Origin of the sequence: Mesorhizobium sp. B2-4-14, from assembly GCF_006442155.1 — a bacterium.
Taxonomy (GTDB): Bacteria; Pseudomonadota; Alphaproteobacteria; order Rhizobiales; family Rhizobiaceae; genus Mesorhizobium.
Genome location: NZ_VFVA01000046.1, coordinates 1 through 25,585, shown reverse-complemented (window position 1 = coordinate 25,585; position 25,585 = coordinate 1). Strand labels below are relative to the sequence as shown.

Annotated in this window: 24 protein-coding genes; 15 read left to right on the top strand and 9 right to left on the bottom strand. The window is 59.5% G+C overall.

Going from position 1 to position 25,585, the window contains the following annotated elements:
- Positions 1-512: 512 nt before the first annotated feature.
- The 7 genes from FJ938_RS26500 to FJ938_RS26470 all read right to left on the bottom strand — a co-directional run bounded on the left by FJ938_RS26500 (position 513) and on the right by FJ938_RS26470 (position 6,974).
- Positions 513-1,514 carry an acyltransferase gene (locus FJ938_RS26500; protein WP_140699026.1) on the bottom strand — a complete coding sequence of 334 codons (1,002 nt, stop codon included), beginning with the start codon at positions 1,512-1,514 and terminating at the stop codon, positions 513-515.
- Positions 1,515-1,529: 15 nt separating this feature from the next.
- Complete coding sequence (locus FJ938_RS26495) at positions 1,530-2,192, bottom strand: isoprenylcysteine carboxylmethyltransferase family protein (RefSeq protein ID WP_140613038.1); 663 nt, start codon at positions 2,190-2,192, stop codon at positions 1,530-1,532.
- A gap of 298 nt (positions 2,193-2,490) precedes the next feature.
- Positions 2,491-3,030: a prepilin peptidase gene (locus FJ938_RS26490; RefSeq protein ID WP_140699023.1), complete on the bottom strand. Its 540-nt coding sequence runs from the start codon at positions 3,028-3,030 to the stop codon at positions 2,491-2,493.
- 1 nt (position 3,031) lies between these two features.
- A complete protein-coding gene (locus FJ938_RS26485) occupies positions 3,032-3,592 on the bottom strand; it encodes a tetratricopeptide repeat protein (RefSeq protein ID WP_181169188.1) in 561 nt (186 codons plus the stop codon).
- 53 nt (positions 3,593-3,645) lie between these two features.
- The gene (locus FJ938_RS26480) at positions 3,646-4,596 is read right to left on the bottom strand and encodes a type II secretion system F family protein (RefSeq protein ID WP_140699017.1); all 951 of its coding nucleotides are present in this window, start codon (positions 4,594-4,596) and stop codon (positions 3,646-3,648) included.
- Positions 4,597-4,614: 18 nt separating this feature from the next.
- Positions 4,615-5,586, bottom strand: a complete 972-nt coding sequence (locus FJ938_RS26475) for a type II secretion system F family protein (RefSeq protein ID WP_140699015.1) — start codon at positions 5,584-5,586, stop codon at positions 4,615-4,617.
- Entirely contained in the window at positions 5,586-6,974 is a 1,389-nt protein-coding gene (locus tag FJ938_RS26470; protein ID WP_140699013.1) for a CpaF family protein, read from the bottom strand. Before FJ938_RS26470 ends, FJ938_RS26475 begins: the two co-directional genes overlap by 1 nt.
- A gap of 540 nt (positions 6,975-7,514) precedes the next feature.
- On the opposite strand from FJ938_RS26470, the gene FJ938_RS26465 reads away from it, so the two are divergent.
- From FJ938_RS26465 to FJ938_RS26420, 10 genes are all read left to right on the top strand, one after another.
- Positions 7,515-7,733 (top strand): Flp family type IVb pilin, encoded by a 219-nt coding sequence (locus FJ938_RS26465; protein ID WP_140699011.1) that lies wholly within the window; start codon positions 7,515-7,517, stop codon positions 7,731-7,733.
- Between the two features lie 91 nt (positions 7,734-7,824).
- A complete protein-coding gene (gene cpaB / locus FJ938_RS26460; RefSeq protein WP_140699008.1) occupies positions 7,825-8,886 on the top strand; it encodes a Flp pilus assembly protein CpaB in 1,062 nt (353 codons plus the stop codon).
- A gap of 55 nt (positions 8,887-8,941) precedes the next feature.
- A complete protein-coding gene (locus tag FJ938_RS26455) occupies positions 8,942-10,384 on the top strand; it encodes a type II and III secretion system protein family protein (RefSeq protein WP_140699005.1) in 1,443 nt (480 codons plus the stop codon).
- A 4-nt stretch (positions 10,385-10,388) separates the two neighbouring features.
- Complete coding sequence (locus FJ938_RS26450) at positions 10,389-10,670, top strand: hypothetical protein (protein WP_246673549.1); 282 nt, start codon at positions 10,389-10,391, stop codon at positions 10,668-10,670.
- A gap of 70 nt (positions 10,671-10,740) precedes the next feature.
- Entirely contained in the window at positions 10,741-12,273 is a 1,533-nt protein-coding gene (locus FJ938_RS26445; RefSeq protein ID WP_140699000.1) for a pilus assembly protein TadG-related protein, read from the top strand.
- A gap of 5 nt (positions 12,274-12,278) precedes the next feature.
- The gene (locus FJ938_RS26440; RefSeq protein WP_140698997.1) at positions 12,279-12,815 is read left to right on the top strand and encodes a TadE/TadG family type IV pilus assembly protein; all 537 of its coding nucleotides are present in this window, start codon (positions 12,279-12,281) and stop codon (positions 12,813-12,815) included.
- Between the two features lie 41 nt (positions 12,816-12,856).
- Positions 12,857-13,456, top strand: a complete 600-nt coding sequence (locus tag FJ938_RS26435) for a TadE/TadG family type IV pilus assembly protein (protein WP_246673547.1) — start codon at positions 12,857-12,859, stop codon at positions 13,454-13,456.
- Positions 13,453-14,616, top strand: a complete 1,164-nt coding sequence (locus tag FJ938_RS26430; RefSeq protein WP_140698994.1) for an AAA family ATPase — start codon at positions 13,453-13,455, stop codon at positions 14,614-14,616. Before FJ938_RS26435 ends, FJ938_RS26430 begins: the two co-directional genes overlap by 4 nt.
- A complete protein-coding gene (locus tag FJ938_RS26425) occupies positions 14,603-15,175 on the top strand; it encodes a L,D-transpeptidase (protein ID WP_140698991.1) in 573 nt (190 codons plus the stop codon). Before FJ938_RS26430 ends, FJ938_RS26425 begins: the two co-directional genes overlap by 14 nt.
- On the top strand, positions 15,172-15,741 hold the full coding sequence (locus tag FJ938_RS26420) for a hypothetical protein (protein WP_140698988.1): 570 nt from the start codon (positions 15,172-15,174) through the stop codon (positions 15,739-15,741). The genes FJ938_RS26425 and FJ938_RS26420 overlap by 4 nt, the downstream gene beginning before the upstream one ends.
- Before the next feature lie 147 nt (positions 15,742-15,888).
- Here the strand turns inward: FJ938_RS26420 and FJ938_RS26415 are convergent, their stop codons facing one another.
- Positions 15,889-16,425, bottom strand: a complete 537-nt coding sequence (locus tag FJ938_RS26415) for a hypothetical protein (protein WP_140698985.1) — start codon at positions 16,423-16,425, stop codon at positions 15,889-15,891.
- 386 nt (positions 16,426-16,811) lie between these two features.
- Between FJ938_RS26415 and FJ938_RS26410 the strand changes: the two genes are divergently transcribed.
- The 4 genes from FJ938_RS26410 to FJ938_RS26395 are packed head-to-tail and all read left to right on the top strand — an operon-like array spanning position 16,812 to position 22,394.
- On the top strand, positions 16,812-18,260 hold the full coding sequence (locus FJ938_RS26410) for a TolC family protein (RefSeq protein ID WP_140698982.1): 1,449 nt from the start codon (positions 16,812-16,814) through the stop codon (positions 18,258-18,260).
- Positions 18,261-18,289: 29 nt separating this feature from the next.
- Positions 18,290-20,422: a type I secretion system permease/ATPase gene (locus tag FJ938_RS26405; RefSeq protein WP_140698979.1), complete on the top strand. Its 2,133-nt coding sequence runs from the start codon at positions 18,290-18,292 to the stop codon at positions 20,420-20,422.
- Between the two features lie 48 nt (positions 20,423-20,470).
- Positions 20,471-21,760: an HlyD family type I secretion periplasmic adaptor subunit gene (locus FJ938_RS26400; RefSeq protein WP_140613017.1), complete on the top strand. Its 1,290-nt coding sequence runs from the start codon at positions 20,471-20,473 to the stop codon at positions 21,758-21,760.
- Positions 21,750-22,394 carry a ribbon-helix-helix domain-containing protein gene (locus FJ938_RS26395; protein ID WP_140613016.1) on the top strand — a complete coding sequence of 215 codons (645 nt, stop codon included), beginning with the start codon at positions 21,750-21,752 and terminating at the stop codon, positions 22,392-22,394. Before FJ938_RS26400 ends, FJ938_RS26395 begins: the two co-directional genes overlap by 11 nt.
- Before the next feature lie 36 nt (positions 22,395-22,430).
- Here the strand turns inward: FJ938_RS26395 and FJ938_RS26390 are convergent, their stop codons facing one another.
- Entirely contained in the window at positions 22,431-23,411 is a 981-nt protein-coding gene (locus FJ938_RS26390; protein WP_140698976.1) for a transglutaminase-like cysteine peptidase, read from the bottom strand.
- Between the two features lie 323 nt (positions 23,412-23,734).
- Here FJ938_RS26390 and FJ938_RS26385 point away from each other — a divergent pair.
- A partial coding sequence (locus FJ938_RS26385) for an Ig-like domain-containing protein (RefSeq protein WP_210243430.1) occupies positions 23,735-25,585 on the top strand: 1,851 nt, incomplete at its 3' end.

Here is a 25,585-nt window from a genome sequence, read left to right as displayed (position 1 = left end):
ACGCCCAGTCTACCTAAACCAACCACCTGATATCAAAGGAGAAATCGGAGACGGCAGGGGCCCTATAGATACCACATGGAACGATGGCGACCGCAACAGTGCTAGCGCCTCCCTCTCCGCCATCGCGCCGATTCAGCGCCAGGGTGCGCCGAGCTTTCCGAGAGCGGCCTGTCACTCCATTATGGCTTCTTGGCCCTCGTACATTCGTGGGATGCAAATGGTCGAATTTCAGCCTGACGGTTGGCACACGGTCACACCAAGGATTTTCACTCAAGACGTGAGAGGTTTGGTGGATTTTCTCAAAACCGTGTTCGGCCCGTTTTGCCGCGGGCGACCCGGCATGAAGCGCTCGATGTCGATGCGTCCGACCTCTGATAATTGAGCGGGATAATCGAGGGGCCGCTATTGCGTATTTCGCAACATTAGATCACGCTAATATGCCGGACTTCAAAGCCGGCAAGGCCCGGCTGCTGCCCCCCACCCCAAGCTCCAGCAGCCGGGCCGCCTTCAAGTTAAGCCGATTGAGGATGGCGGCCAGTCTTCAGATGGGGATCATACCGACGAAGGAATTTGCGCAGCGGCAACTCGAACCGAATGTACATCCGCCAAGCGAAAAGAACTGATGTGGCAGTGCCGATCACGATGATAAGGTCCGGAGGAATCGGAAAAGCGGTCCACACCATCAGAAGCAGCGTTATCGGCAGAGTGTGGATCAGATAGAGCATATAGGAGGCATCACCGAAAACCGTCCAGACGCTCGGCTTCGCGTCGATCTGCATCGTGCCGAAGACGATCATCGCCGCAGGGAGGCCGTAGACCAGCACGCGCTGGAAGCCGTTATCGCCGGCGAGGAACTCCATCGTTCCCCCTTGCGGCGCTATCCCAATGAATCCGACGGCTATCATAGCCGCGGCGCCGATCGGCAGGCACCACACCGCCGGTTTCCACCTAGGCGCATAGGCGAGAACGACGCCGAAACCGAACTCGATGATCAGCGGGTTGCCAAGAAACTGCAGCACCGGACCCACCGAACGAAACATCATTGCGAGGCCGAAGATACCGAGGAGTCCCGACAGCAGTCGCCGGTCGACCAGAACGATTGTCGCGGCAGCGTAAAACAGCATTTCGAAGCACAGTGTCCAGGCCGCAGGCAGTGCTGGCGCGGTCATTTGATCGGTAGCCGGCCATAGCAAGAGCGTCGCCGCCGCGTCCCGCCAGCCGAAGCCGGTTTTATAGGCGACGATCGCATAGGGGATGCTGATCAGCAGGTAGAGCGGAACAATGCGCCGGAATCGTCTCCAAGCGAAAGATCGCCAAGTCAGACCAGGTGCCGTCTTAGCAATAATCACCCCTGATATGACGAAGAAGATGTCTACGCCCGCGAAGCCGACCACCTGCAAATCGTGAGGTAACAGGCCATTGGATCCGGTGGCCTTAACGGCAGTCTGCGCTGCGTGGACATATACGACCATCAGCGCGGCAACGAAGCGAAGCACTTGCAAAGACCAGATCAACAGGGCGAGTCCTGATTATTGGCCGCTTGGTATGGCGCCACCAAGGAACCGCGGCAAGAGCATGGGGACGCGCCGCGCGTAATCGTCGTACTCTGGGAAGGTTTGCTGAAGAATGGATTCTTCATTTCTCGCGCGTCTATACTGCAAAAAGAACTGAACCGCACCCAAGGCCACCATCAGCATTGAAAAATGCGAGAGGATCATCCCGAGGACGAATACCCCCTCGCAGATGTAAAGCGGATGCCGGACAATCGAATACGGGCCAGTGGTAACCAAGCGTCGAGCCGTCGCCATGAGAGAGAAGGAACGGCCCAGCCAATAGAGACAGAAAATCGAACTGGCCGTACCGATGAAGACCAAGCAGAGAGCCGTCACTTGAGCCGCCTCATTTTGCAATGCCGGCGTCAGGTTCAATGCGAGCAGGATCAAAAATGTCCCAGCTACCGAGGTTACTCTCGGTTCAATTCCCTGCGCAGTTCCCTTTGGCGGAAGGCGGACGATTGTCATCACAAGCTGCAACGACAGAAACACGGTTGACGCCAGTTGAGTAACGATTGCCAGCGAACTTGCTGAGGTATCCTGACGGAAATAGAGGAGCAGAGGCATCGCGCTGGACGTCGCCAAAACCGACATGGCAAAGATGATGGCAATGCGGCCGAAAAAATCCTCGTTCAACATTTTCATCCCCTCCTTAAGCAGTCATTGAAACATCACTTCCGCGCCCCGACAAGAAAATGGTTTCCAAAGAGTTAACGGTTATGCCGTCTCAACTTTTGGTTAATCTGTCCGACTTATCGTGGCCAAATGCCAAACCTTCTTCCCGTGCTTCGTGTCCTGGCGCCGCTCTCGATTGCAATTTCAGCCGTAATGGCGATCGCACTCAGCCCGCACAGCGCAACGTTTGCGTTTTGGTTGACGTTGCCTGTGAATGCGGCTGATGGCCCGCGCTTCGCACAGCAGAGCGGGCTGCCGCCGTTCAGTTAAGCTGATTCAGGATTCCAGAACTGCTCGCCAACACCACACTTTCGTAGATCAGGAGGGCTGTCGTGCAGATCGCCGCGACCGAGATTGGCACGCCGAACGGCACAACGCCTTTGCGGTCGAGATGCTGAACGTAGAGGCGGAAGGCGCCTGCGGGCAGCAGGAGCGGATTTTTCATGATCCCTGCAGTGACGAGGGCGAAAACCAGTAGCAGCGCGGAAAAAACGGCGAGGTCTTTGCCGCCGGTCAGAAAAGGAACGACCGCTATCAGCTTGACGTCGCCGGCTCCGATCTTGCGCAAGACCCAGAATGGGAACAAGGCAAGAAACAGCACGAGGCCGGCAGACGCGCTCAAGCCCATGTCCCACCACGACCCGGATCGGAGCATCAACAACAACAGCGATCCCGCCCCCAGGCACAGCAGTAGCAGCACATCGCGATTGGCAATCCTCTGCGTCGTGAAGTCGAGCCACGCAATCCTGGCGAGCAGAGGGATGGCGAGGGCCTTCAGCAGCAGTGCCTCGACAAGCAGCATACTAGCGCTCGATGTTCTGCACGCTCGACGACAGCAGCTTCAGATTGTTGGCCACGGTCGGATCGTTGGGTGCCAGCTCATAAGCCTTGAGAAAATTCGCACGGGCGTCCTGCAGTTTGCCACGCAGCAGATAGGAATAGCCGACATTGTTGTAGTATTCGGGCGAAGCGCCAACCAGTCGGAAGGCCCTGCTGTAGGCCCGGTCGGCAAGGTCGAAACGGTGGATCCGGTCGCACGATGCGGCCAATCCCATCCAGGCGCCGCCATCATTGGGCGCCAGTTGCGTCGCCTTGAAGAACAGCGCGCCGGCATTGCCGTAATTTTCCGCGCGGAACTGGTTCTTGGCTTCGGCCACGGCCTGATCCGAGGCGTAGTATTCGACGTTACTGACCGTCTTCAATCCGTCGAACGCATCGCCAAAGGACGTGACATCGCCTTTCGAGGGTTCATTGGTGCGCACGACACCGCCTGTGGTGTCCGCACCATTTGTCTGGCAGCCGGCAAGGGCTGCCGTCAACAGACTTGCAACGACGACAGTTGCGAGGCGCATTGGCCCTGTCATTTTATCCCCCGAGAGTCCTGCGACTCTATTTTAGAATCAAAGCATATACCCATTTAGAAGAAAACGCCTTTCATGCGAATGATCACTGGCAACATGATGACCATGAGCACAACAGGAAAGATGCACAGCCCCAATGGGACCATCATTTTGACTGGCAGAGCATTTGCTCGCTCCTCGGCATGCAGGATTCTCTGGCTGCGCATTTCGTCGCTATAGACACGCAGCGCTTCCGTCAGGCTGGTGCCAAGTTCTTCCGATTGGCGGAATAGCACCGCCAAGGCCCTAGCTTCCTCAAGTCCGACGCGGTCAGCGAGCTCGCGCAACGCCTCTCGTAGCGGCTTGCCCGCGCGCAATTGCAGATTCATGATCGCAAGCTGGATGCCGAGCCATTTGTGGGTGCCAGCCATTTCGGTGCTGACTCGCTCGACTGCCGCCTCCAGGCTCATGCCGGCGTCGGCACAGGTGATCATCATATCCATGAAGTCTGGGAAACTGCGGCGATAGATATGCTTCTGGGCATTCTCGAATCGATCGAGCATGACGCTCGGAACGACCAGGCATGCAAGCCCGAACAAGGCAGCGGCGGCTAGTGCGACAAAGCCAGGCAAATATGGGGGCAGTATGCGCGACAGGAGCGTATAGACGCCTAAAAAGCCAACTCCGACAGCACCGATGCGTGACAAGGTGTAGATAAGAGGGGCACTTGACTGATAGAAACCGGCACGAAAGAGCTTGGCCTCAAGCGCATTTGGCTCCCCCCGCTCCTTCTCGACCGTTCGGAAATAAGCGTCAACCGGCCGCTGTGCCGATATCCGGGCGAGTTGTTCCTGACCGGCAAGCGAACGACGGTCAGCGATTCCCTCCGCCATAAGGCTCTGCGTGACCAGCCTTCGAGTCTGCAGTACCGGTAACAGGATAAGGGCCCCGAACAGGAAAAGCGCCACTGCCGCTAAAAAAACGGCAATTGAGATCAGAAGGCTTACGTCCTGGATGTTCGAAAGCAGATTGATGGCTCGCTCCCTTCAAAAGTCGAAATTGACCATTCGATACATGATGAAGTCGCCCAAGAGCGCCCATGTCCCGAAAACCACAAAAGCTGGAACGACGGCGGGATCGTTCGAGATGCCGCCGTAATAAGCCGGGGCAAGGACCTGAAGAATCAGGAACATCACAACCGGAAACAGCGAAATGATCCACGCCGACACACGGCCCTCGGCTGAAAGCGCCCGGATCTTCATCCGCAGCTTCTGTCTTTCGCGCAACACCGACGACAAGTTGTGGAGAATTTCGGTCAAGTTTCCGCCTGTCTTGGCCTGAATCGAGAGTGACACCGAAAGCAGATGCAGGCCTTCGAAGCCTACGCGTTGCGAGAGTTTCCGAACCGCGTTTTCAAGACTGAGTCCGAAAGTGATTTCGTCGGCGACTATCCCGAATTCTGTGCCGAGCGGATCGGGCATTTCCCGGGCGACAAGGGCAATTGCCACCGATGTCGGGTGTCCGGCACGCAATGAACGCACGATCATGTCGAGTGCGTCTGGCAGTTGCCTGGCGAATTTCTGGATTCGCTTGTTGCGGGCACGCCGGAGAACGAGCAATGGTAGCACCAAGGCGATGAAGAAAAAGATGATCAACGCGATGACGATCGAGAAATTCAACAGCAACGACGATGCCAGCGCCAAAACGAGGCCGGCCAGAGCGAACATGCCGGCAAAGGCTATCGGACTGCCAGTGATACCCGATTGTGTATAAAGCCGGTTCAACCCGATCGCGCGAAAAATAAAATCGCCGGTGTCCGTCAATCCACGTTCGCGCAACAGGCCCTGAAGACTCTTTTCCGCCGGCGCCTCCTCGCCCAGTCGTTTGAGCCGCCGATTGATCGTGCCCGTTCTGAGCCGCCGCCCAGAATAAGACACATAGAGCGATTCGGCGGCAAGGATCACTGATGCCGCTGCCAGCACATAGATGAAGTAGAGGAGCGTCTGACCGGTAGGCATTAAAGAGGCGCCTGGGGATTGAAGGCGTCCTTGGAAAAGTGAAGGCCAAGCGTTGCCGCTTCCTGGGCAAAACGTGGGCGGATGCCGGTGGCACGGAAATCTCCTACGATCTTGCCTTCCGGCGTTACCTCGCGCCGAACGAAATGATAAAGTTCCTGGAGTTGGACGACATTGCCTTCCATGCCGGTCAATTCCGATATTGAAATAACCCGTCTGCCGCCGTCGGAAAGACGCTGCGTTTGTACAATGATGTCGATGGCCGACGCTATCTGCGCTCGGATCGAGTCATTGGTCATCGGCATGCCAGCCATACCCACCATCTGTTCGAGCCGGGAGATCGCGTCTCGCGGCGTGTTGGCGTGGATTGTGGTCATCGAGCCCTCATGGCCGGTGTTCATCGCCTGCAGCATGTCGAACGCCTCCTCGCCGCGAACCTCGCCGACGATGATGCGGTCGGGCCGCATGCGCAGCGCATTCTTCAGCAGTTCGCGCTGGCGAACCTCGCCCTTGCCTTCGACATTGGGCGGGCGGGTCTCAAGACGGCCGACATGTGGCTGCTGCAACTGCAGTTCGGCCGCATCCTCGATAGTGATCAGGCGCTCGGTGGCTGGAATATAGCTCGACAACGCGTTGAGCAGCGTCGTCTTGCCGCTGCCGGTGCCGCCCGAAACGAGGATCGATTTGCGCGCCTGCACCGCGATGCGCAGCAGATCGACCATCGGCTGGCGGATCGAGTTGAACGCCATCAGCCGTTCGAGCGAATAGGGGTTCTTGGAGAATTTGCGGATCGACACCAGCGGGCCATCCACGGAGATCGGTCGCACCGCGATATTCACGCGCGAGCCATCTTCCAGCCGGGCATCTGCCATCGGCGCCGATTCGTCGACACGCCGGCCGATGGCGGAAACGATCTTGTTGATGATACGAAGCAGATGCGCCTCGTCGCGGAAGCGTATCGAGGTTTCCTCGATCACACCACGGCGCTCGATGAAGACGCGCTTGTGCGTATTGATCAAGATGTCGGCGATCGAATCGTCCTTGAGCAGCGGCTCGATCGGCCCGAGCCCTAGCATCTCGTCGGCGGTGTCGCTGGTTAGCTGGTCTAGCTCGCGCGCGTTCAGCGGCACGTTGCGGCTGCGCACGAATTCGCGAACGATCGGCCGGATCTCGTTCAGTATCTCGTCCTTGGATGCGGTTTCCAGCGCAGTCAGGTTGAAACGGTCAATGAGATGGCGATGAAGCTCGACTTTCAGCGTCAGGAAGTCCTCGCCATGGGGTTCAATATCAGCAGTTGGAGAAATGGCCGGAAGAACGGGTATAACAGCCAGCGCCTCGACCTTTGTCGCGGTCTGCTGCTCGCTTGGTCCTTTGATAAACCGCCCCAGCATAATCCGTTATATCCCCTCTAGCGCATATTAGCGGAAACTAACCGTTAACCAAGCGACGCACAAGCGCCGGGGCGCCTCACGTACCGCCATTACTTTCAACATAGTTAAGGAGCGCACCAGAAAAATATCGTTTTTATTTCCCGTCCCCACATCACCAAACATGAGTTTTCCACTAAGCTTTGGAGCCTCCCAGGCCCTTGCGTGCTCCGGCATCGGCATCCATTCCATATCTGGCTATAACCCCTTAGATATAAAGGAGTATGCCGTATGGCTAAAGTAGATAGCGCTGCATTAGATCGAATGCATAATTGTGAACGAATGGTTAAGGACGCTTGAAAAATTAAACGAATCAAGCTCTTGCTCAAATTTAAGGCCGCGCTCAACTCGAGAGTTCATGTATTGGGAAGTTAAGGAACCGTTAATCCCGTTTGACTCCGCAATTTCTCGGGACCTAGGATCGAGAGGACGGGGGATGCTTGGGTATGGAGTTCATCCTTGGCTCTGTCTCGTCGGGTTCAACCTCCAAAGGGAGAAATTGACATGAAGAAGCTCATGACGATGACCCGGCAGTTCCGCGACGACGAAAACGGCGCTGCTATGGTCGAATATTCCATCCTCATCGGTATTATCGCCGCCGCGTCGATCCTGATCATCATTGGAATCGGCATATGGGTAACCGGTCAGTTCACCGGGCTTTGCAGTGCGCTCAATGGTCACGGTGCTGCTGGCAATACCACTTGCGCCGCCGCCACCAGTTGAGTTGTGAATTCAGGCCCGGGTCGTCCGAACCGGGCCTGACATCATCGTTAGCGGGTGAACTCCCGCATTATGGATTTTGGGGGTCGGGTCCATGCGCGCCAACACGCTTATTATGATCGTCCTCGCCGGCGTCTTCGGCGTGCTGGCGGTGGTGCTTGCCAACATCTGGTTGGCCGGTCAGCGCAGCGCCATGGCGGAAGCAAATGGCACCCAGCGGGACACTGTGGTGGTTGCAGCGGTGCCGCTGAAATTCGGTGACGCGCTTTCGGTAGACAAGCTGCGCGAAATCGCATGGCCGGCAGGTGCGATTCCAACAGGCGCCTTCAAGACAACGAAGGAAGCACTGGCTGGTGAAGGTGCAAGACAGGCCCTCCAAACAATCGGCGTCAACGAACCGATACTCGCCACCAAGATCACGGGTCCCGGCCAGCGCGCCACGCTTTCAGCGGTGCTCGGCGAAGGGATGAAAGCTGTTTCCATACGGGTCAACGATGTGCTCGGCGTCGCCGGCTTCGTCTTCCCGGGAGACCGCGTCGATGTTTTGCTGACTCGCACGGTGCGCGACAGTGACGGGGCGGACAAGAGCTTTGTCGACGTGCTGTTGCAGGGCATGAAGGTGCTTGCCGTCGACCAGGTTGCCGATGAGAGCAAGGACAGTCCGACTGTGGTGAAGGCGGTAACGCTCGAGGCCAGCACCAAGGATGCACAGAAGCTCACCTTGGCGGCCGGCGCCGGCCAGCTCTCGCTGGCGCTTCGCCAGGCCGCCGCCAGCAAGGGCGAGATGACGGAACGGGTGACGCTCTCGGACCTGACCGGCGAAACGCCGGCCGATGTTGCGAAGCGGCAGGCCGAACTCGAGAAACAGGCGGCGGCCGACGCCGCGGCCGCCGAGGAGCGCAAGCATACAGAAGATGACCGCAAGCGCGCCGACGACAAGATCGCGGGATTGGCCCAGGCCGTGGACCGGGTGGGCAACAAGCTCGACCAGTTGAGCAAGGTCAAGCCGGTGCCGGTTGTGGCCTCGGCGCCCGAAGTGCACGAGGTCGTCAAGGAAGTGGTCAAATATGTACAGCCCGCTCCGCCGGCACAGGTGACGGTGGGCGTTTTCCGGGGCGTGAAGCTCGAGACATATGACGTGCCGCGACAACCATAACAAAGGCGCGGCGAACGAAATTGGGCTGCCACTGGCAGCGATTGGGGAGACGGGGATGCAGGGTTTTTGGAGGATGGCGGCGGCCGCGTTGTCCTGTATGGCGGCGCTGTTGCTATCGAGCCTTGCGGCCGATGCTGCCGACCGCTTCATCGACGTGTCGAGCCCCAGCGTCCATCGCGTCTTCCTGCCGATGTCGCAATCGGTGACGATCCAGGTGAATGCCAATCTCGGCGACATCGTCGTCGGCGACGAGAAGATCGCCGATGCCCAGCCGATGACCGACCGCACGCTCTATGTCATCGGCAAGGGCGCCGGCACCACCACGGTCAATCTCTTCTCCACGGACAAGCGCTCGCTCGGCGTCATCCAGATCGAGGTCGGCGTTGACGTCAGCGACATGGCGGCGGCGATCCGCCAGGTTTCGCCAAGGTCGCGTATCGAGATCGGCTCGGTCAACGGCAGGGTGCGGCTTGGCGGCCATGTCAAGGACGGCGCCACACTGGCGGCAATCATGGAAGTGGCCCAGCAATATGGCCCCGACGCCATCATCAATGCCGTCACCGTCGACGACAGCCAGCAGGTCAATCTCGAAGTGCGTGTGCTGGAAGCCAAGCGCAACGCCGGCCGTGATCTCGGCGTGTCAATCAAGACCACGAACAGCAGAGGCACGACTCAAGTCGGAACCGGCATCGCGGCAGTTGACAAAGACAACGTAGTGCTCGGCACCGGGGATCTGCTCAGCGGCCTCCTCTCCAACTCCACTCCATTCGGGGCGTTGCTTACGCGTGTCATCGACAGCAACATCAAGGTCGACCTGTATATCGAAGCGCTCGAGGCAAAGGGCGTGGTACGCACGCTTGCCGAGCCAAACCTCACCACGCTTTCCGGCGAACCGGCCAGTTTCAACGCCGGTGGCCAGGTGCCTATCCGCAGCGTCGACAAGAACGGCCAGGTTCAGATCGAATACAAGCAGTTCGGCGTCAATCTTCTGTTCACGCCGATCGTGCTCGCCGACGACAAGATCCACATCCAGTTGGCGCCGGAGGTCAGCGATCTGACCGGCTTCACCACCGCCGGCGATCCGATTTTCACCAATCGCAAACTGTCGACAGTCGTCGAGCTGCGCGACGGCCAGAGCTTCGCGGTCGGCGGGCTCCTGTCCAGCAAGACCACCAAGCTTCAGAACCAGGTGCCATGGCTCGGCCAGGTGCCTGTCATCGGGGCGCTGTTCCGCAATTCGAGCAACCAAAAGGAAGAGACCGAACTGGTCGTCGTCGTCACGCCGCATCTCGTGCGGCCAGTGAAGCCTGGCGAGCAGTTGGCGACGCCCTTCGACAAGACGCGGCCAGCGAATGATCCGGAATTCTTCCTGCTCGGCCAGCTCGAGGTGAACAAGGACATGATCCGGAAATATGAAACCGGCGACGGCGTCACCGGCCCCTATGGCCACATGCTCGACTTCAAATCGAAGGACAAGATGCTCTATGTCAAGAAATAGCGTCTTGATCATTCTCTTGTGCGCCGGTGCGCTTTCGGGCTGCGCCGCGGACTATCTGAACCATTACGACACGGTGACCTTGGCTGCCGGTGATACGCAGAAGTTCAACTCGATGCTGCAGACGGTCGATCCGCTCAATCCGGCCTCCAGAAACACACATATCGAAGGCGACGGCACGCGCGCCGCCGCTGTTGCGCACAACTACAAATTTCCGCCGCCGCCGCCGCCGCCGCCGGCGATCACGGTCAATGTCGGCGGGTCGGGTGTGACCACACCGTCAAATTGAACGGAAGGATGCGACTTCAGCGCTAAGCAAGACGAGGATCTTGGCGCAAGGGAAAGTAAAGGGCAGGGCCATGTTGCGGATTCTTCGCGCGTTCTGGCACGATCAGAGGGGAATAGCGCTGATTTTGTTCAGCGTCACGCTGCCGGCGATCATCGGCTTTTCCCTGCTGGCGATTGACATGAGCCGGATCAACAACCTGCACAATGATATACAAAAGGGCACTGACGCGTTGGCGCTTGCCGCCGCGGCCGAGTTGAACGGCAGAACCGATGCATGGGCTCGCGCCGAGAACGCCCTCGGAAATCTGATTTCGAACACCACCACATTCTCCGATGGAGGCATCGTCACCCTGCCGGGCAGTGGCACGACCAGTGTCAATGCGACCTATTCGGCCTGCCGCTCAAGAGGGCAAATATCATGGTGTTTTCTGGCGAGTATCCCCGCAAACGATTCCGACCTGATTACGTCGGCCAACTATGCGGCCTCAGCATCCGTGACTCGCTTCATCATGGTGGAAGCCCAACCCGAAACTTTAACAACCATCTTCCCGATCTCTTTTATTGGGGGGAACACGGCTGCCAATGGCTTCACTTTCGGAGCTGTTTCGGTAGCGGGCTTCACATCCGGCGTCTGCAACTACACACCAGTCTTCATGTGCAACCCATACGAGATGGTAAACGGCACCAATTCGGCGGGTGGTGTGACGCTCGAACAGGCAGCGACGGACCCAGCGGTCCATCGCCGGCTTATCGAACTTCGGCTGGTGGGCAACAATGCCGCTTACGGGCCTGGCAATTTCGGGTTCCTGCAACCGCCGGATGATGTCGGTCACGGCGCGCAGGCGCTTGCCGAAACGATAGCCACGTCGACGCCTCGCGGCTGCTACTCGGCGCAGGGCGTAAGCACGAAGACCGGCCAGAACAACGGTCCGGTGCAGGACGCATTTAACGTCCGCTTTGGCATCCAGGCCAGCGGAAATGCCTTCAACAGTGCCGAATATGGTCCCGCGTCGAATGTCCGAAAGGGAGCTATCCCGGGGGGCAACGGCAACGGCAACGGCAACGGCAACCAGTGCCCTTCCTATAACCAATTGACATTCGGCGCGCCCAACATGGGCCTGCCCCGCGATGCGACTACACCCTATATGGGCGGCCGAATGGGTGACGGAAATTGGAATTTATCCGGTTATTGGAGCGCCAATTTCGGTGCAGCCGGCTATCCCGCTTCCTGGGATACCACAAAGCCGACCCGCTATCAGGTCTATAAATACGAAAACGCGAACAATCTGGTCGGAACAGCTTCCGCGGGCGGCGAGGTGGGGACACCTCCCAACGCATGCCAGCCGCCGGTCACCTCAGTCGATCGCCGCTTGCTTTATGGAGCGATCCTCAACTGCAATGCGCTGCAGGCTGCCGGCAACAATCTAAGCGGCAATAGCACCAACCTTCCGGTCGAAGCCTTCGCAAGTTTCTTCATGACAGAGCCAGTTGCGGGCGCGGCAAGCGGAGGATCGGTCTTTGTAGAACTCGTCGACATCACAGGCCGTGGCGGACAAAGCACGCTCGACAATTTCCTGCGTGACGAAGCGCAGTTGTACCGGTGAGGGCAATGACAAAAATGCTTCCTCGCTATCTAAGACGATTTTGTCTGGAACAGCGCGGCACCGTGCTGATCGAGATGGCTCTCGTCGCGCCGCTGATGGTGCTGCTCTCGGCGGGCGTGTTCGAATTCGGCCGCTTCATCCATGATAAATTTCTGGTGGAGGCCGGGCTCACCGACGCAGCCCGCTTCGCCGCCCGCTGCAACAGTCAGTTGTATACCGACGCTAACCTGGCGGCCATCGACTGCGCCGATATTGCAGCAAGCATAGCTGTATATGGCAAGATAAACGGGCAACCAACGGATCTCAAGCGCGTCGACGGCTGGAAGAAGTCCGATGTGACAGTAAGCATCGCCGATCCCGCTACATGCCAGAACACGATCGCCGCCAACGGCACTGTTCTATATTTTTCCACTACGTCGCAGGTATGCATCGTCACCGCGTCCACAAGCTTCCATTACAGCGACTTAGGCATGCTGTCGCTCGTCGGCGTCGGCTCAATCACGCTCGGCGGCAGTCATCAGGAGCGGTTGATCCGATTTTGATGATGTTTAGACGGTTCGTAACATCAGAGGACGGCACAACGATGGTCGAGATGGCCATCGCGATGACGCTGCTGCTTACTCTCACCCTCGGCTTCGTCGATTTCGGTTTCGCGCTCTACCAGTGGAACGGCGCGACCAAGGCAGTGCAGGCGGGAGCACGATTAGCCTCCATTTCCGACCCGATCGCACCGCAAATTTCGACGGCTGGTGCAACCACGACGCCAGGAGCTCCTGTGGTGGCCGGTTCTTTTGACTATATCTGCGACGGCGCGACTTCGACTTGCAGTTGCAGCGGAGCGAATTGTGTTGCTGGCGTCTGGACGGCAGCAAATTTCAATCGAATCTTTCAAGGTGACGCGACCGGCGCGGGTACCTGTCCTGGTCTTGCCACGGGACAACGGCCAGGCATGTGCCATTTCTTCCCATTTCTGCTGCCCGCGAACGTCGTTATCCGATACACCGCCACCGGCCTTGGATATCAGACCCGTTTGGGAGGCTCGGTGCCGACCATCTCCGTCAGCCTACAGAACGTGAATTACCACTTTTTCTTCCTGGGCGGACTGCTCGGGCTAGATAATATGGCCATGCCCTCGATGCTCAGCACGGTTACGGGCGAAGATTTGAAGAGTACATCGCCATGAACGCCATCAACACCAAGGTTCTGCCCACCAAGCGAAAGCAGGTCGCGCTGTTTTCGTCGGATCCGAATTTCAAGCGGGATGTCACAACGCGGCTCGATGCGCTGGCGATCTATGACGTGCGGATCTCGGCGACCGGTGATTTCCTCAAGGGGCCGCCCGCCGATACGCGCCCGGGCATCGTCATCCTCGATCTCGGCGATGGCGAATTGCTCGCCAGTCCTGGCATCGTCGAGGCGCGCGCGCTGTGGGCGACCGTGCCGCTGATCGCGGTTTCCAATGAGTTGACCTCGGAGCAGACGCGCGTGCTGGTGCGCATGAACGCCTCCGACTGGCTGCACAAGCCGCTCGACGGCAAGGAACTGCTGAACGCCGTCACCTTCCACGACACCGGCAGCCAGGGGGCGAAGAGCCGCATCATCACCTTCATCAGCGCCAGCGGCGGCGCGGGTGCCACGACGCTGGCGCTCTCGGCGGCGGAGTTCCTGGCCTCGAAATCGGCCGAACGCGCGGCATCGACCTGCCTGGTCGATCTCGATTTCCAGAGCGCCAATTGCGGCGCCTATCTCAACCTGTTCAACCAGTTCGATCTTGCCGGCATAATCGGCCAGCCGGATCGGCTCGATGTCGAGCTCATGGACGTCATCAAGCTGTCGCGACCGTCCGGCCTCACCCTCTATGCCTTCGAGCGGCCGCAACTGCCATTCGAGCCGCAGGGCGCCGATTTCGTCTTCCGGCTGCTGGACCTTGTCGCCTACCGGTTCGACGACATCGTCATCGACCTGCCCAACCTCGAAACGCCCTGGCACGATTCCGTGCTGTCGACGAGCGACGAGATTTTCATCGTCTTCGAACTCAATGTCGCTTCGCTGCGGCAAGGCAAACGGCTCTACAAGAAGATCCGTGAGCTGCGCGGCAATGCCGTCAACATCACCCTGGTGGCCAACAAGCACAAGCGCAAATGGTTCGGCAACCACTTCTCGCGCAGCGAACTGGAGAAGATCTTCAAGGCGCCGCACATCAAGTCGGTCGCCCTCGACAATGCGCTGCTGGCCGACGCCTTGAATCGCGCGATGCTGCCGTCGGAAGTGGATGGGCGGGCGCGCTTCAACAAGGATCTGAAGAAGATGTTCCGGGAGCGGCTCGGCGATGCGGCCCGCTAGCCATCCCCGCTTTCGGCTGGCAGCCGCCTGCCTTGTCGGCCTGGCGCTGGTGCTTGCCGCCGCACAGATCGCGTCGGCGGGCAGCCGCCCGCCATTGCCGGCCATGGGCCCCAGCCTGCGCAAGATGGTGGCGTTTCCCACCGCCGAGAACGTTGGAACCATCATCATCCGCAAGCAGGAAAAAGCGCTCTACCTGGTGACCGGCCAGGGCAAGGCGCTACGCTACCAGATCAGTGTCGGACGGGATGGATTTGGCTGGACGGGTACGGTCCAGGTGGGTGCAAAGACGGAATGGCCCGAATGGCGGCCGCCCAGGGAAATGCGTGCCCGGCAGCCGGAGTTGCCGGAGATGGTTCCCGCGGGGCCGTACAATCCGCTCGGCGCCAGGGCGCTCTATCTGCTACGGGATGGTCGCGACACGCTGTATCGCATCCATGGCACCAACGACCCTTCCGGCGTGGGTTTCGACGGGACGTCGGGCTGTTTTCGCCTGACCAATACCGATGTCATCGATCTTTTCAGGCGCGTGCCGGTCGGCACCAAGGTGGTGGTCCAATGACGACGATCAGCGATCCGGACGAACTGGTGGCAGCGGTAGAACCGTTATTGCTCGACAAGGAGAAGAGCCGGTCCAGACTTGCCGTTGCCGTTTGTGTCGGCCTGACGCTGTTTGCTCTTCTGAACGCCACCGCGGCCGTCTATCTCTATCGTGGCATCAACGATCTGCGCGCGCTTGAGGCGCGGCTGGAGGACCTCGGCCAGTTCGAGCAGCGAATGAGCGCGCGGCTGGATACGGTCAACAACGGATTTCAAAGCCGGTTCGAGGCGTTGGATGATCGGCTGCGGGCGAGCTTCGGCGAGGTCAACGCCAACATCGCCCGGCAGGCACCCGAAATGTCGGGAAATCACGGTGGCGACGAGCCGCGCGTCGTCGAGCTTTCCCCGCCCGTCGAAGCGCCGGCGGCAGTTGCCAGCGCCTCCGAACCGGACGCCCAGCCTGCTATCGAGGACCTGCCGCGGGCAGCTCGAAGGAAGCCGGCTCCGGCGTTGCCTCCGGCGCCAAACTCCAACTATCAGCGGATCGTATCCCCCGAGGGCAAGGTCACCTACCACAAGATAAACTGATGCATTGCCGCCCAAAAGTGATCTCGGTTTTGGCACAACGGCATGCATGGAAACAAAAAACTGAAGCGTGTCGTCTGAATCCGTTTCGGCGCGACGCGCTTTAGGGTCTGCACTGGCGGTACAGCGCGGCGAACGGCCGGCGCCCGGCTAGAAATCTCTCTGCAGTGCCAGAACCCGGACACGCCGCGATTCAACGCGCATCCTGAGCTCACCCAGATAGGCAAAGTGACAATAGGCGCACGCCGCCACTCCCATGACCGACAGCAGGCCGTTCAGCCAGGTGAAGTCCATCACCAGTGAGAATTGAAAACCGCTCGGCGCTGTAAACGCGGCAATGGTGCTCGCGGTCTGCGAGTGGCCGCCGATGAAAATCATCGATGCCGCGACGATCAAGGTGCCATGGTTGGCAAGAAAGAAAGCCGCCGAGCTTCTGGCCCGACATGCCACCCAGCAGACTCCCAGGACGGCGCCCAGCAAGGCAAAGTCCAGGCCCATCGACCCCGCCAGATAGAAATCGACCTGTTGCCAGAACATGCCGGACGACGGGTGCAAGGCAAGCCAGATCCTCCACATATCGGCGCTTGCTGGATAGGTTCCGAGCAGGACCGTGGCTATTCGCTCTGTCGCCAGGATCAGCAGGACAAAAGCCGGAAAGGCGAAAAGTAAGAGTGGTTTGCGCTTCATGATGCCCTCGCAATCTGGCGGCAGATTACGCCACATGGGTTGCGCGAGACTTAACGGGACGTTTTGCATTTGTATCGGCAACGGTCGGCAAGTGCGGGCGAAGATCCCCTCCGCGCACCACCGGGAATCTGCTGCCAAGAACTTCGCGCTTTCTTGCAGCGCCCTTGTTCACGCCGGCGGCCTTCACTCACAACCTCAGCGGGTTCGGGTTATGTGCCATTTTTGCTACATTCCCCAAACTTATGCTCGGAATCGCCCCTTCTAGTATAACTAAATCAGTAAATACTAACGCAATATGCGATTTTGCCGGATATTGAGCAAAGCCAGCTGGGGTAGTTTGGGTTGCAGCGCTCTTCAAAAAAGGCGCGGGAAACGTGGGTGGGAAAATGAAGACGACAGGTTCTTCGACCATTGGCAAGCGCCTTGGTCTTTTGGTGACGGTATCGCTTCTGGCTTGCGGCAGTGCCGATGCCCTGACGCTGAAGGAAGCCATGGCGGTCGCCGTGGAGTCCAATCCCGAGATCGGCCAGGCCATCGAAAACCGCGAGGCGATCGAATTCGAATTGCGTCAGGCGAAAGGGCTCTATCTTCCCAGTGTGGACGTGGAAGCATCGGCCGGGGCTCGCCGCCTCGACAACTCGTCCCGCCGCGCGCTTTCCATCGACAAGGACAGCCTGTATCCGACCGAGGCCGATGTCGTGGTTTCGCAGACGGTCTATGACAGCGGCGCAAGGCGGGCCGAGATGAACCGTCAAGCCTCGCGGGTCGATGGCGCTTCGTTCCGCGTGCTGGAGCGGTCCGAATTCATCGGGCTCTCGGTTGTCCAGGACTATCTTGAATATATGCTGCAGGGTTCAATCGTCACCGAAGCGAAGAAAAACCTGGGGTTCCATCAAGCAATTCTCCACGACATCAAGGAAGGTATTGCGGGCGGCGGATTGAACGAAGCCGATCGGCAACAGGCCGAGGAGCGGCTGTTTGCGGCCAAGGCCCGCATGCAGGAAGCCTCGGAAGAGCTGGAGGCTTCGAGGATACGGTTCTTCAAGACTGTCGGGAAGCCGCTGACCAATGCGTCGAGGCCAGGCGATGTTTCCGCTGCGCTGCCGAAATCGCTGGATGATGCGCTGGGCTTGGCGCGGCAGAACAACCCACGCGTCCACATGGCCAACAGCGATATCGACGCTGCGGCCTCGCTGGTCGACGCGGCCCGGGCGAAATACGGCCCTTCGATTGTCGCCGAAGGCACTGCACGGGCCGGATACGATATCGACGGCGACAACGGCGACACATCCGACCTGCAGGCGCGCCTGGTGTTGCGCTGGAACCTCTATCGGGGCGGGATAGACAAGGCCAATGAGCAGGAGCAGATCCGTCGCACCAGCGAACAGCGGCTTGCCCTGCATCAGGTCCTGCGCGAAATCGAGGAGGCTGTCCGCACTTCGTGGGATCGCCGCTTCCGGCAAGCCGATCTGGCAAAGACCCTGAAGCTGCAGGCCGCCACCAATGAGAGGCTGGTCGCGTCGTATCGCGAACAGTTCAAGGTTGGGCAGCGCTCGCTGCTCGACGTGCTTGACGCGCAGAATACGCGTTTCAACACGGCGACGCTGGCCGATACCGCCTCGTATGCCTCGCTGTTCGCCCAATATCGCCTGCTGGCAGCGACGGGACAGCTTCTGAAGACGATGGATATTCAGCCGGCCAAACAGGCCACGGCCTATGCGCAGACAGAGTTTGCCGTTCCGCCGACAGCGGAGACCGAAACCTATGCACGGACGCCGTCGGAGCAGAAGAACGATCTGCCTTTCGACATCCTGGCCCCGGTAAGGAAGAAATGAGGTTTGACTGAAGTCCTGGCGGACGGGTCGTGAACAAGCAGCCAAATATCCTGACCCCTAAAGAGGCCTTCAAGGCCTGCTTTTCGGCGGTTGCCGCCTATCTCGGCCGGCCGAGCGCGGAAACCGTGCTTTTTGCCGGGGTGCCTGTTTCAGAGACGCGCATCGAGATCGCCGAGATCAGGCATCTTGCCGAGCGCATCGGCCTCGAGGTCAAGGAGTTCAATCACCGCGACTTCCTGAGCGGTCGTGTCGATCTTCCGGCGATTCTCTTCCGTGCCAGTCAATTGCCCATTGCCTTGCTGTCGGAGATCGACGGCGGAGACTATCTCACCGCCCCGCAGGAAGACGGGCGCACGACCATGGGCCGGTCTGAGCTGGCCGCGAGTTACATCAGCGGCGGCGCGTCCTTCTCAATCACCTACGCCAACGCCACCGAAGCAATGAACGTCGGTTCGGCGCAGAAAATCGAACGGCGCCATTGGCTGACGGGTACGATGGGCGCTTTCTGGCGCACCTATTCGAAGGTCGTCTTGTCGGCGATATTCATCAATCTTCTGGCCATTGCCTCCCCGATCTTCACCATGAACGTCTATGACAGGATATTGCCCAACAAGGCGATATCCACGCTCTGGGTGCTGGCGATCGGGATCGGCGCTGTCATCCTGTTCGACCTGCTTCTGAAGACGGCGCGGGCTTCGCTGATCGACTATGCCGGACGAAAGGCCGATCTTCGGATATCGTATCTTTTGTTCGAAAAGGTGCTCAACTCGTCGCTGTCGGCGCGCCCCGGCTCGACCGGCGAATACGCAAATCGGGTCACTCAATATGAGTTCGTGCGAGAGTTCTTTACCTCGAACACCATCAGCGTCTTCATCGATACGGCCTTCGTCTTCGTCTTTCTGCTCGTCATCTACGCGATCGGCGGATGGCTGGTAATCATACCGGCGCTGGCCTTCATCGCATCCGTCATAGTTGGCCTGGTCACGCAGCGGCGCATCGGCAAGCGGGTGGCCGCCTCGATGAACGAGGCTTCGCAACGCCAGGCCCTGCTGGTCGAGTCCATTTCCACTCTGGAAACAATCAAGTCGCTGCGCGCCGAAGCGTATCTCTTGAGGAAATGGGGAGAGCACTCGAAGAACGCCGCCAACACATCCGAGAAGATCAAGCAGCTTTCGGCGGCCGCGGGAAACATCACCCAAGCCATTCAGCAGCTGGTGACCGTCGCCCTGGTCGTGGCTGGCGCCTATGCCTTTTCCGAAGGGCACGTCTCGACAGGAGCGATCATAGGAACGGTGATGCTGGCGAGCCGTGCCGTGGCTCCGCTCGGCCAGATCGCAATCACCCTGTCCAGGTTTCGCCAGGCCATGCTCTCGTTGAGGATGGTGAACTCGATCATGGCTCAGCCGGAGGACCGGCCGGACACGGTTGGCTTCGTCAACCGCCCCATCCGCAACGGCGCGATGGTGTTCAAGAATGTCGGGTTCGTCTATCCCGGTTCGGAAAACGAGGTGTTGTCCGGCCTGAATTTCCCGGTGAAGCCGGGAGAGCGGATCGGCATCATCGGCCGCATAGGATCGGGCAAGACGACGATGGGGCGGCTGATCGGCAGGCTTTTCCTGCCGACCTCTGGAGAGCTTTTGCTGGATGGCATCGATATCCGCCAGTATCACCCTTCGGAGGTGCGCCGCGCCGTAGGCATTGTCGCGCAGGCCGGCGATCTGTTTTCGGGCACCATCAAGGAAAACCTCCTGATGGCACATCCGGAAGCAACCGACGAGCAGATCATCGAAGCCGCCAAGGCCGCCGGCGTCGATGAATTTGTCTCTCGCCACCCGCGCGGCTACGACATGAATGTCGGCGAGCGAGGCACCAATCTCTCCGGAGGTCAGAGGCAGACCGTGGCGATTGCACGACTGCTTTTGACCAAACCGAAAATTGTCTTCTTGGACGAGCCGTCGGGCTCGATGGATCTGGCCTCGGAGCGGCAGCTGATAAAACAGCTCAAATCGGCTTTTGACCGGGATACGACGCTGATCGTCTCAACCCACCGCTTCAGCATGCTCGAGTTGGCCGAACGGCTTATTGTCATCGACCAAGGCCGGATCGTTGCCGATGGACCGAAAGAACAAGTCATTCAAGCGCTACAGAAAAACAGCGCCTGAAGAAGAGAACCATGTCGAGCCCGGTCTCGACGTAATGGGGCATGGGAAATGCTTGCAAGGGAAGACCGCCCGCCGCTTTTTGCGACGGCGTCCATATTCATCATAGCGGCGCTCTTTGTCGCATTTATTGCTTGGGCGTCCTTTGCCGAGGTGGACGAAATCGCGCGCGGTGACGGCAAGGTCATACCGGCCTCGAAGACCCAGATCATTCAAGCCAGCGAGCCCGGTGTCGTTCAGGAAATAGCGGTGCAGATCGGCCAAATCGTCAAAAAGAACGATCTTATCATACGCCTCGACAACACGTTGAATACCTCCAGTCTCGGTGAACAGCAGGCGAAGGCGCGTGCGCTTGAAGCGCGCATCGCCAGGCTCAAATACGAACAGACCGGCAATCTCGCGGGCTCGTTCCCTTGCCCCCAGGACATACAGTCGGTTGCTCCGCAAATTTGCGACAATGAGCAAAACCTGCTCGTCGCCCGGCGCGAGAACTTTGACAACAAGCTGTCGGTACTCAAGTCGCGCCTCGACCAGCGCCAAAGGGAACTGGACGAGGCGAACGCCAATTCCGAGCGCCTGATCAAGAACCTGGCGGTAAGCGACCAGCAGACGAAGCTGGTCGAGTCGATGGCAAAGAAAGGCTTGATGGCCAGAACCGAGCAGCTGAAGGCCGAGCAGCAGCAAACCGAACTCAACGGCCAGTTGAATTTGGCCGGCGAGACGATAAGGAAAGCCAAGTCGGCGATCACCGAAGCCCAGCTCCAGGTCGATGAGCTGGGCCTGCAGTTGAAGCAGGAAGCGCTGGGTGATCTGACACAGGCGCTAGCTGATCTTTCGGTGGTGGATGAGACCATCCGCGGTGCAACCGACAAGGTCGCACGCACCGACATCCGCTCTCCCGTGGACGGCATCGTCAACACGCTGGAGCTGAACACGGTTGGCGCCTTCGTGCAGCCAGGGGCCATCGTTGCCGGAATCGTGCCCACTTCCGAGACATTGCTGGTCGAAGCGCGTGTTTCGCCACGCGACGTCGCCTTTATCCGCCCGGATCAGGATGCCCTGATAAAGGTCACCGCCTACGATTTCTCGATCTTCGGCGGCATCGAAGGCAAAGTCTCCAACATCACCGCGGACAGCCTTGTCGACCAGAAAACCGGAGAGCCGTACTACCAGGTTCGTGTTGCCACCGAAAAGTCGACGCTCGAGAGAGATGGAAAGGCCTATTCGATCATCCCCGGCATGATCTGTTCGGTCGACATCAAGACCGGGCGCAAGACAATCCTGACCTACCTTTTGAAACCGATCAACAAGGCGCGAGAGGAGGCAATGAGTGAACGATAGCGTCGCCTCCTCCCCTCCACCCCAAGGTGCCCGGCCGCTCCTGCCCCTCGCAACAGAGGATTTTGGGCTGGAATTCCGGGTTGTGACGCGCGGTGGCGTACGGCGCGGCATACGGCTGGAGCGGGCTTTCTGGATTTCGCTCAAGCAGATGGCGGAGAACAGGCGATGCACGATCGGTATGCTGATTGACGAAATCGCTGGCAATCACTCCGAGACGGGAAACCTGACGTCGGCAATTCGGGTGGCTTGCATACGCGCACTTGCCAACGAAAACCTGACTTTGCGCAAGCTGGCATCGATCAAAACGGTCAACGCCATTCTGGTCGCTTGTCCCTCGCCCGCCTTCGCTCTTGCATCGTCGAAGAAGATCCTGACGTTCAATGCGGCTTTCCAGCAATTGGTCAAGCGTCAGCTGCCCATGACGCCGAACGATGACGCGCGCCAAGACCTCAAGCTGGCATTGGACATCGGTGTGGCCGACATATTCGCGCGCCTCGACGCCAACGGCGAAACCCCGGTGACAAGCGGCTTCGTGATTGGCGCCGGCGAACGTCGCTATCGAGGCCAGTTGAACGCGGTGCGCGCGCCTGTGCTGGAGCCCGAACTGTTGATGGCGTTTGTCTTCAACGGCTGACTGCTCAATGCGGATTGGAGGCGTCCGCCCTGGCTGTCACTGACCATCCGTCAAACCCTCGCCGGGTGCGACCGACTGGAAGCCACCCTTGAGGTCGGCCACTTGCGCGGCACCGGCTTTCGTCCCGTGAATCCAGGCCCGGTCGGTGCTGAACGAATACAGCGGCTGATAGTCCGGGAGGTCGCTATCCCTGAGGACCTTGTTGCCAAGGCTGTCCAGAATGAACGCGCCGCTTGCGGTGCTTACCGCAAGCACGGCATGAAAGAACCTGCGCTTGCGATCCTGGAGCACCACCAGCGACATGCTTTGCGCCGGAATACCCGCCTGCAGCAACGCCGTCATCTTGAGAATGGCAAAATCCTCGCAGTCGCCAGCGCGATTTGCAAGAACCTCCGAAGGTTTCGCCCAATAGTCGAGCTTGCCGTATACGTCGATGTCGCTTTTGTAGGCGATGAAGTGATTGATGCTGCTGTTGACGAACGACAGTTTTTCGCTGAAGGGCTTGCCCCGGGCGATCGAGACGATGTTGGCGAAAATCTGGCTCTTGCGTCCGCAATCGCTGTCCGGCGTGCAACTGGATATGGCCCGGTAGACGGGTGCCCAGCGCGCCGAAACGGGAAAATTATGCATGGACAGGGCAACCGACCCGAACACACCCGGGATGATCGTCGCCGTCTGCATGGGGTCGATACCGGGGTTGTCCTGCGCCGTCGACGTGCCGGTTCCACTATCCGCGGGAACGCGACCGTAGCCGTTCAATGCGATACCGATCTGGCCAATGTCGAGCTGGCCAATGCTGACCTGATAAGGTGCGGCGGGCTGCCAGGATTGATACCGCTGCAGGGAGATGCCGCCGAGACAAGGCGGCGCCTGAACCGTCTCCAGGGCCGGCTTCCCGGGAAGGGAACCCTTGAAAACCTGGCCGGCAAGGGCCGGCTGCACCAGGCCGGCGATGCCAGCCGCCAGCAGGAGCAGTTTGATTCGGGTTGTTCCCGGAACATTTTTTTGTTTTTTCATAACGCCCACCTTTGACTGTGGACGCTACCAACCCTGTCTCAAATTACTGGAAAGGAAGGTGGGTAACTTTCCAAAAATATGCATCAGCTATTTTGTGTAAAATTTTATTCACATTTATACTTCTGTTTACCAAAACTCCCCACCGATACCGGCTACTGAACTCATCCTCTCAGGTGAGATATAACTCATTATATGTAGGCCATTTACCAAGCGTAAAAAAGCTTATCGAAGGCATATCCAAATATATAGAATAGATTGACGGACCGTTGCAAAACCGACGCATCGCCTGTCTCTTTCCGGGAAATGCCGGAGGGGTTTTAGCTATGGCGACCAGTATTGAGTTGGACAACGTTTCGGGTTCGTGGGACGAGCATCACGTCTCCGGCGATCATCATGATCTGACAGCGCAGGTGCAGATTGCTCAAGCCGCCCCGGCGGACCAGGCAGCGGCGCCGGCTCAAACCGCACCGGCCGCGGCCGAACCCGTGCCGGTCGATGTCGGTGGCGGCGCGCCCGTGAATGCTCCACCGGCGGCAAATATCCCGCATGAATACGCCGCCGACGCGAGCAACATCGTCAAACTCCCGGCCAATGTTTCGATCGACAACATCAAGGTCGATGGTCACAACCTCTTGCTTGAACAGGCGGACGGCTCCGTCATCGTCATCAAGGACGGCGCCTTGAATGTGCCGACCTTCGTCATCGGTGACGTCGAGGTGCCGCGCGTTGCCTTGATCGCGGCGCTCGAGGCAAGCCACATCGATGTCGCCTTCGGCGCGGACGGGTCGATCTCGGCTGGCGGAAATGGCTCGCAAAGCAGCGCTGGTGGAAATTTCGAACAGCCTGCCGGCGGCATCGGCGACGGATTTGGACTGTCGGCATTGCTGCCGCCAACCGACCTCCAGTTCGGTCAGCCGGATAACCGCGAGCTCTTCACGGGCCTTGTCAGGCCAAATTCCATACCGTCGATCGGGCTCATCGGGGAGGCGACCGTCTCCGAAGCTGGCTTGCCTGCACACAATGGCGAACCCGCCGGTTCGGCCTTTGGTTCCAACTCGGAGATGACCTCCGGGACTATCGGCTTCACGTCGCCCGACGGCGTATCGCAGGTCACGCTCGGCGGCCATGCCCTGACTACGGTGCCGCAGACCTTCACCGACGCCACGGGTTCGCTGACGGCGAGCTATGCCTTCGATGCCGCCACCGGTATCGGCACGATCAATTACTCCTATACACTTGCCAACAACACCTCTGGCGACAACACGAGCGTCACTTTCGTGGTTGGCGTGACGGACGCCGACGGCGATGCGGCGCCTCCCGGCAACCTGACCATCACCATCGTCGACGACGCGCCGGTCGCGCATGCCGACACCGACAGCGTCGCGGCCGGCCAGTTCACGGCCGAGGCCGGCAACGTCATCACCGGCACCGGCACGACCTCCGGCGCGGCGGGTGCCGACACCCAGGGCGCCGACGGCGCCAGCGTCAGCCACATCCAGAGCGACAATGTCGGCGGCGCCGGCCTCGACATCAACGGCAGCACCATCATCAACGGCCAGTACGGCACGCTGACCATCGATGCCAGCGGACAGTACAGCTACACCCGCAACGCCGGCTCGGCCGGCGGCGTCAACGACGTCTTCACCTACACGCTCAAGGACGGCGACACCGACACATCGACGGCGACGCTGACGATCCATATCGAAGACTCCACGCCGACCTACACCCTGCCGGCGGCCGGCGACGGCGTGACCACGGTCTATGAGGCGGGCCTGCCCGCGCGCAACTCGACCGAGCCCGCGGGCTCGCATATCGGCGCCACCGACACCACGGCCTCGGGCGTGATCGCGGTGACATCGGTCGACGGTGTCGCCTCGGTATCGCTCAACAACACGGCGGTCACCGGAACAAGCGCGGCCACGGCCACCACCGTGCTCGCCAACTCCACCGGAACGCTGACGGCCTGGTACGATGCCGCCACCAGCCAGATCCACTACACCTACACGCTGCTCGACAACACCGGCGACACCAACAACACCACCATCAGCGTCCCGGTCAGCGTCACCGACAAGGACGGCGACACGCCCCTCAGCGGCAGCAACCTGACCATCACCATCGTCGACGACGCGCCGGTCGCGCATGCCGACACCGACAGCGTCGCGGCCGGCCAGTTC

What these genes read in the sequence shown, in the direction of transcription:
- FJ938_RS26495 (WP_140613038.1), bottom strand. Translation starts at nt 2,192, where the DNA reads ATGTTGAACGAGGATTTTTTCGGCCGCATTGCCATCATCTTTGCCATG.
- FJ938_RS26490 (WP_140699023.1), bottom strand. Translation starts at nt 3,030, where the DNA reads ATGCTGCTTGTCGAGGCACTGCTGCTGAAGGCCCTCGCCATCCCTCTG.
- FJ938_RS26485 (WP_181169188.1), bottom strand. Translation starts at nt 3,592, where the DNA reads ATGACAGGGCCAATGCGCCTCGCAACTGTCGTCGTTGCAAGTCTGTTG.
- FJ938_RS26475 (WP_140699015.1), bottom strand. Translation starts at nt 5,586, where the DNA reads ATGCCTACCGGTCAGACGCTCCTCTACTTCATCTATGTGCTGGCAGCG.
- FJ938_RS26470 (WP_140699013.1), bottom strand. Translation starts at nt 6,974, where the DNA reads ATGCTGGGGCGGTTTATCAAAGGACCAAGCGAGCAGCAGACCGCGACA.
- FJ938_RS26465 (WP_140699011.1), top strand. Translation starts at nt 7,515, where the DNA reads ATGAAGAAGCTCATGACGATGACCCGGCAGTTCCGCGACGACGAAAAC.
- cpaB (WP_140699008.1), top strand. Translation starts at nt 7,825, where the DNA reads ATGCGCGCCAACACGCTTATTATGATCGTCCTCGCCGGCGTCTTCGGC.
- FJ938_RS26455 (WP_140699005.1), top strand. Translation starts at nt 8,942, where the DNA reads ATGCAGGGTTTTTGGAGGATGGCGGCGGCCGCGTTGTCCTGTATGGCG.
- FJ938_RS26445 (WP_140699000.1), top strand. Translation starts at nt 10,741, where the DNA reads ATGTTGCGGATTCTTCGCGCGTTCTGGCACGATCAGAGGGGAATAGCG.
- FJ938_RS26440 (WP_140698997.1), top strand. Translation starts at nt 12,279, where the DNA reads ATGACAAAAATGCTTCCTCGCTATCTAAGACGATTTTGTCTGGAACAG.
- FJ938_RS26435 (WP_246673547.1), top strand. Translation starts at nt 12,857, where the DNA reads ATGGTCGAGATGGCCATCGCGATGACGCTGCTGCTTACTCTCACCCTC.
- FJ938_RS26430 (WP_140698994.1), top strand. Translation starts at nt 13,453, where the DNA reads ATGAACGCCATCAACACCAAGGTTCTGCCCACCAAGCGAAAGCAGGTC.
- FJ938_RS26425 (WP_140698991.1), top strand. Translation starts at nt 14,603, where the DNA reads ATGCGGCCCGCTAGCCATCCCCGCTTTCGGCTGGCAGCCGCCTGCCTT.
- FJ938_RS26420 (WP_140698988.1), top strand. Translation starts at nt 15,172, where the DNA reads ATGACGACGATCAGCGATCCGGACGAACTGGTGGCAGCGGTAGAACCG.
- FJ938_RS26415 (WP_140698985.1), bottom strand. Translation starts at nt 16,425, where the DNA reads ATGAAGCGCAAACCACTCTTACTTTTCGCCTTTCCGGCTTTTGTCCTG.
- FJ938_RS26410 (WP_140698982.1), top strand. Translation starts at nt 16,812, where the DNA reads ATGAAGACGACAGGTTCTTCGACCATTGGCAAGCGCCTTGGTCTTTTG.
- FJ938_RS26400 (WP_140613017.1), top strand. Translation starts at nt 20,471, where the DNA reads ATGCTTGCAAGGGAAGACCGCCCGCCGCTTTTTGCGACGGCGTCCATA.
- FJ938_RS26390 (WP_140698976.1), bottom strand. Translation starts at nt 23,411, where the DNA reads ATGAAAAAACAAAAAAATGTTCCGGGAACAACCCGAATCAAACTGCTC.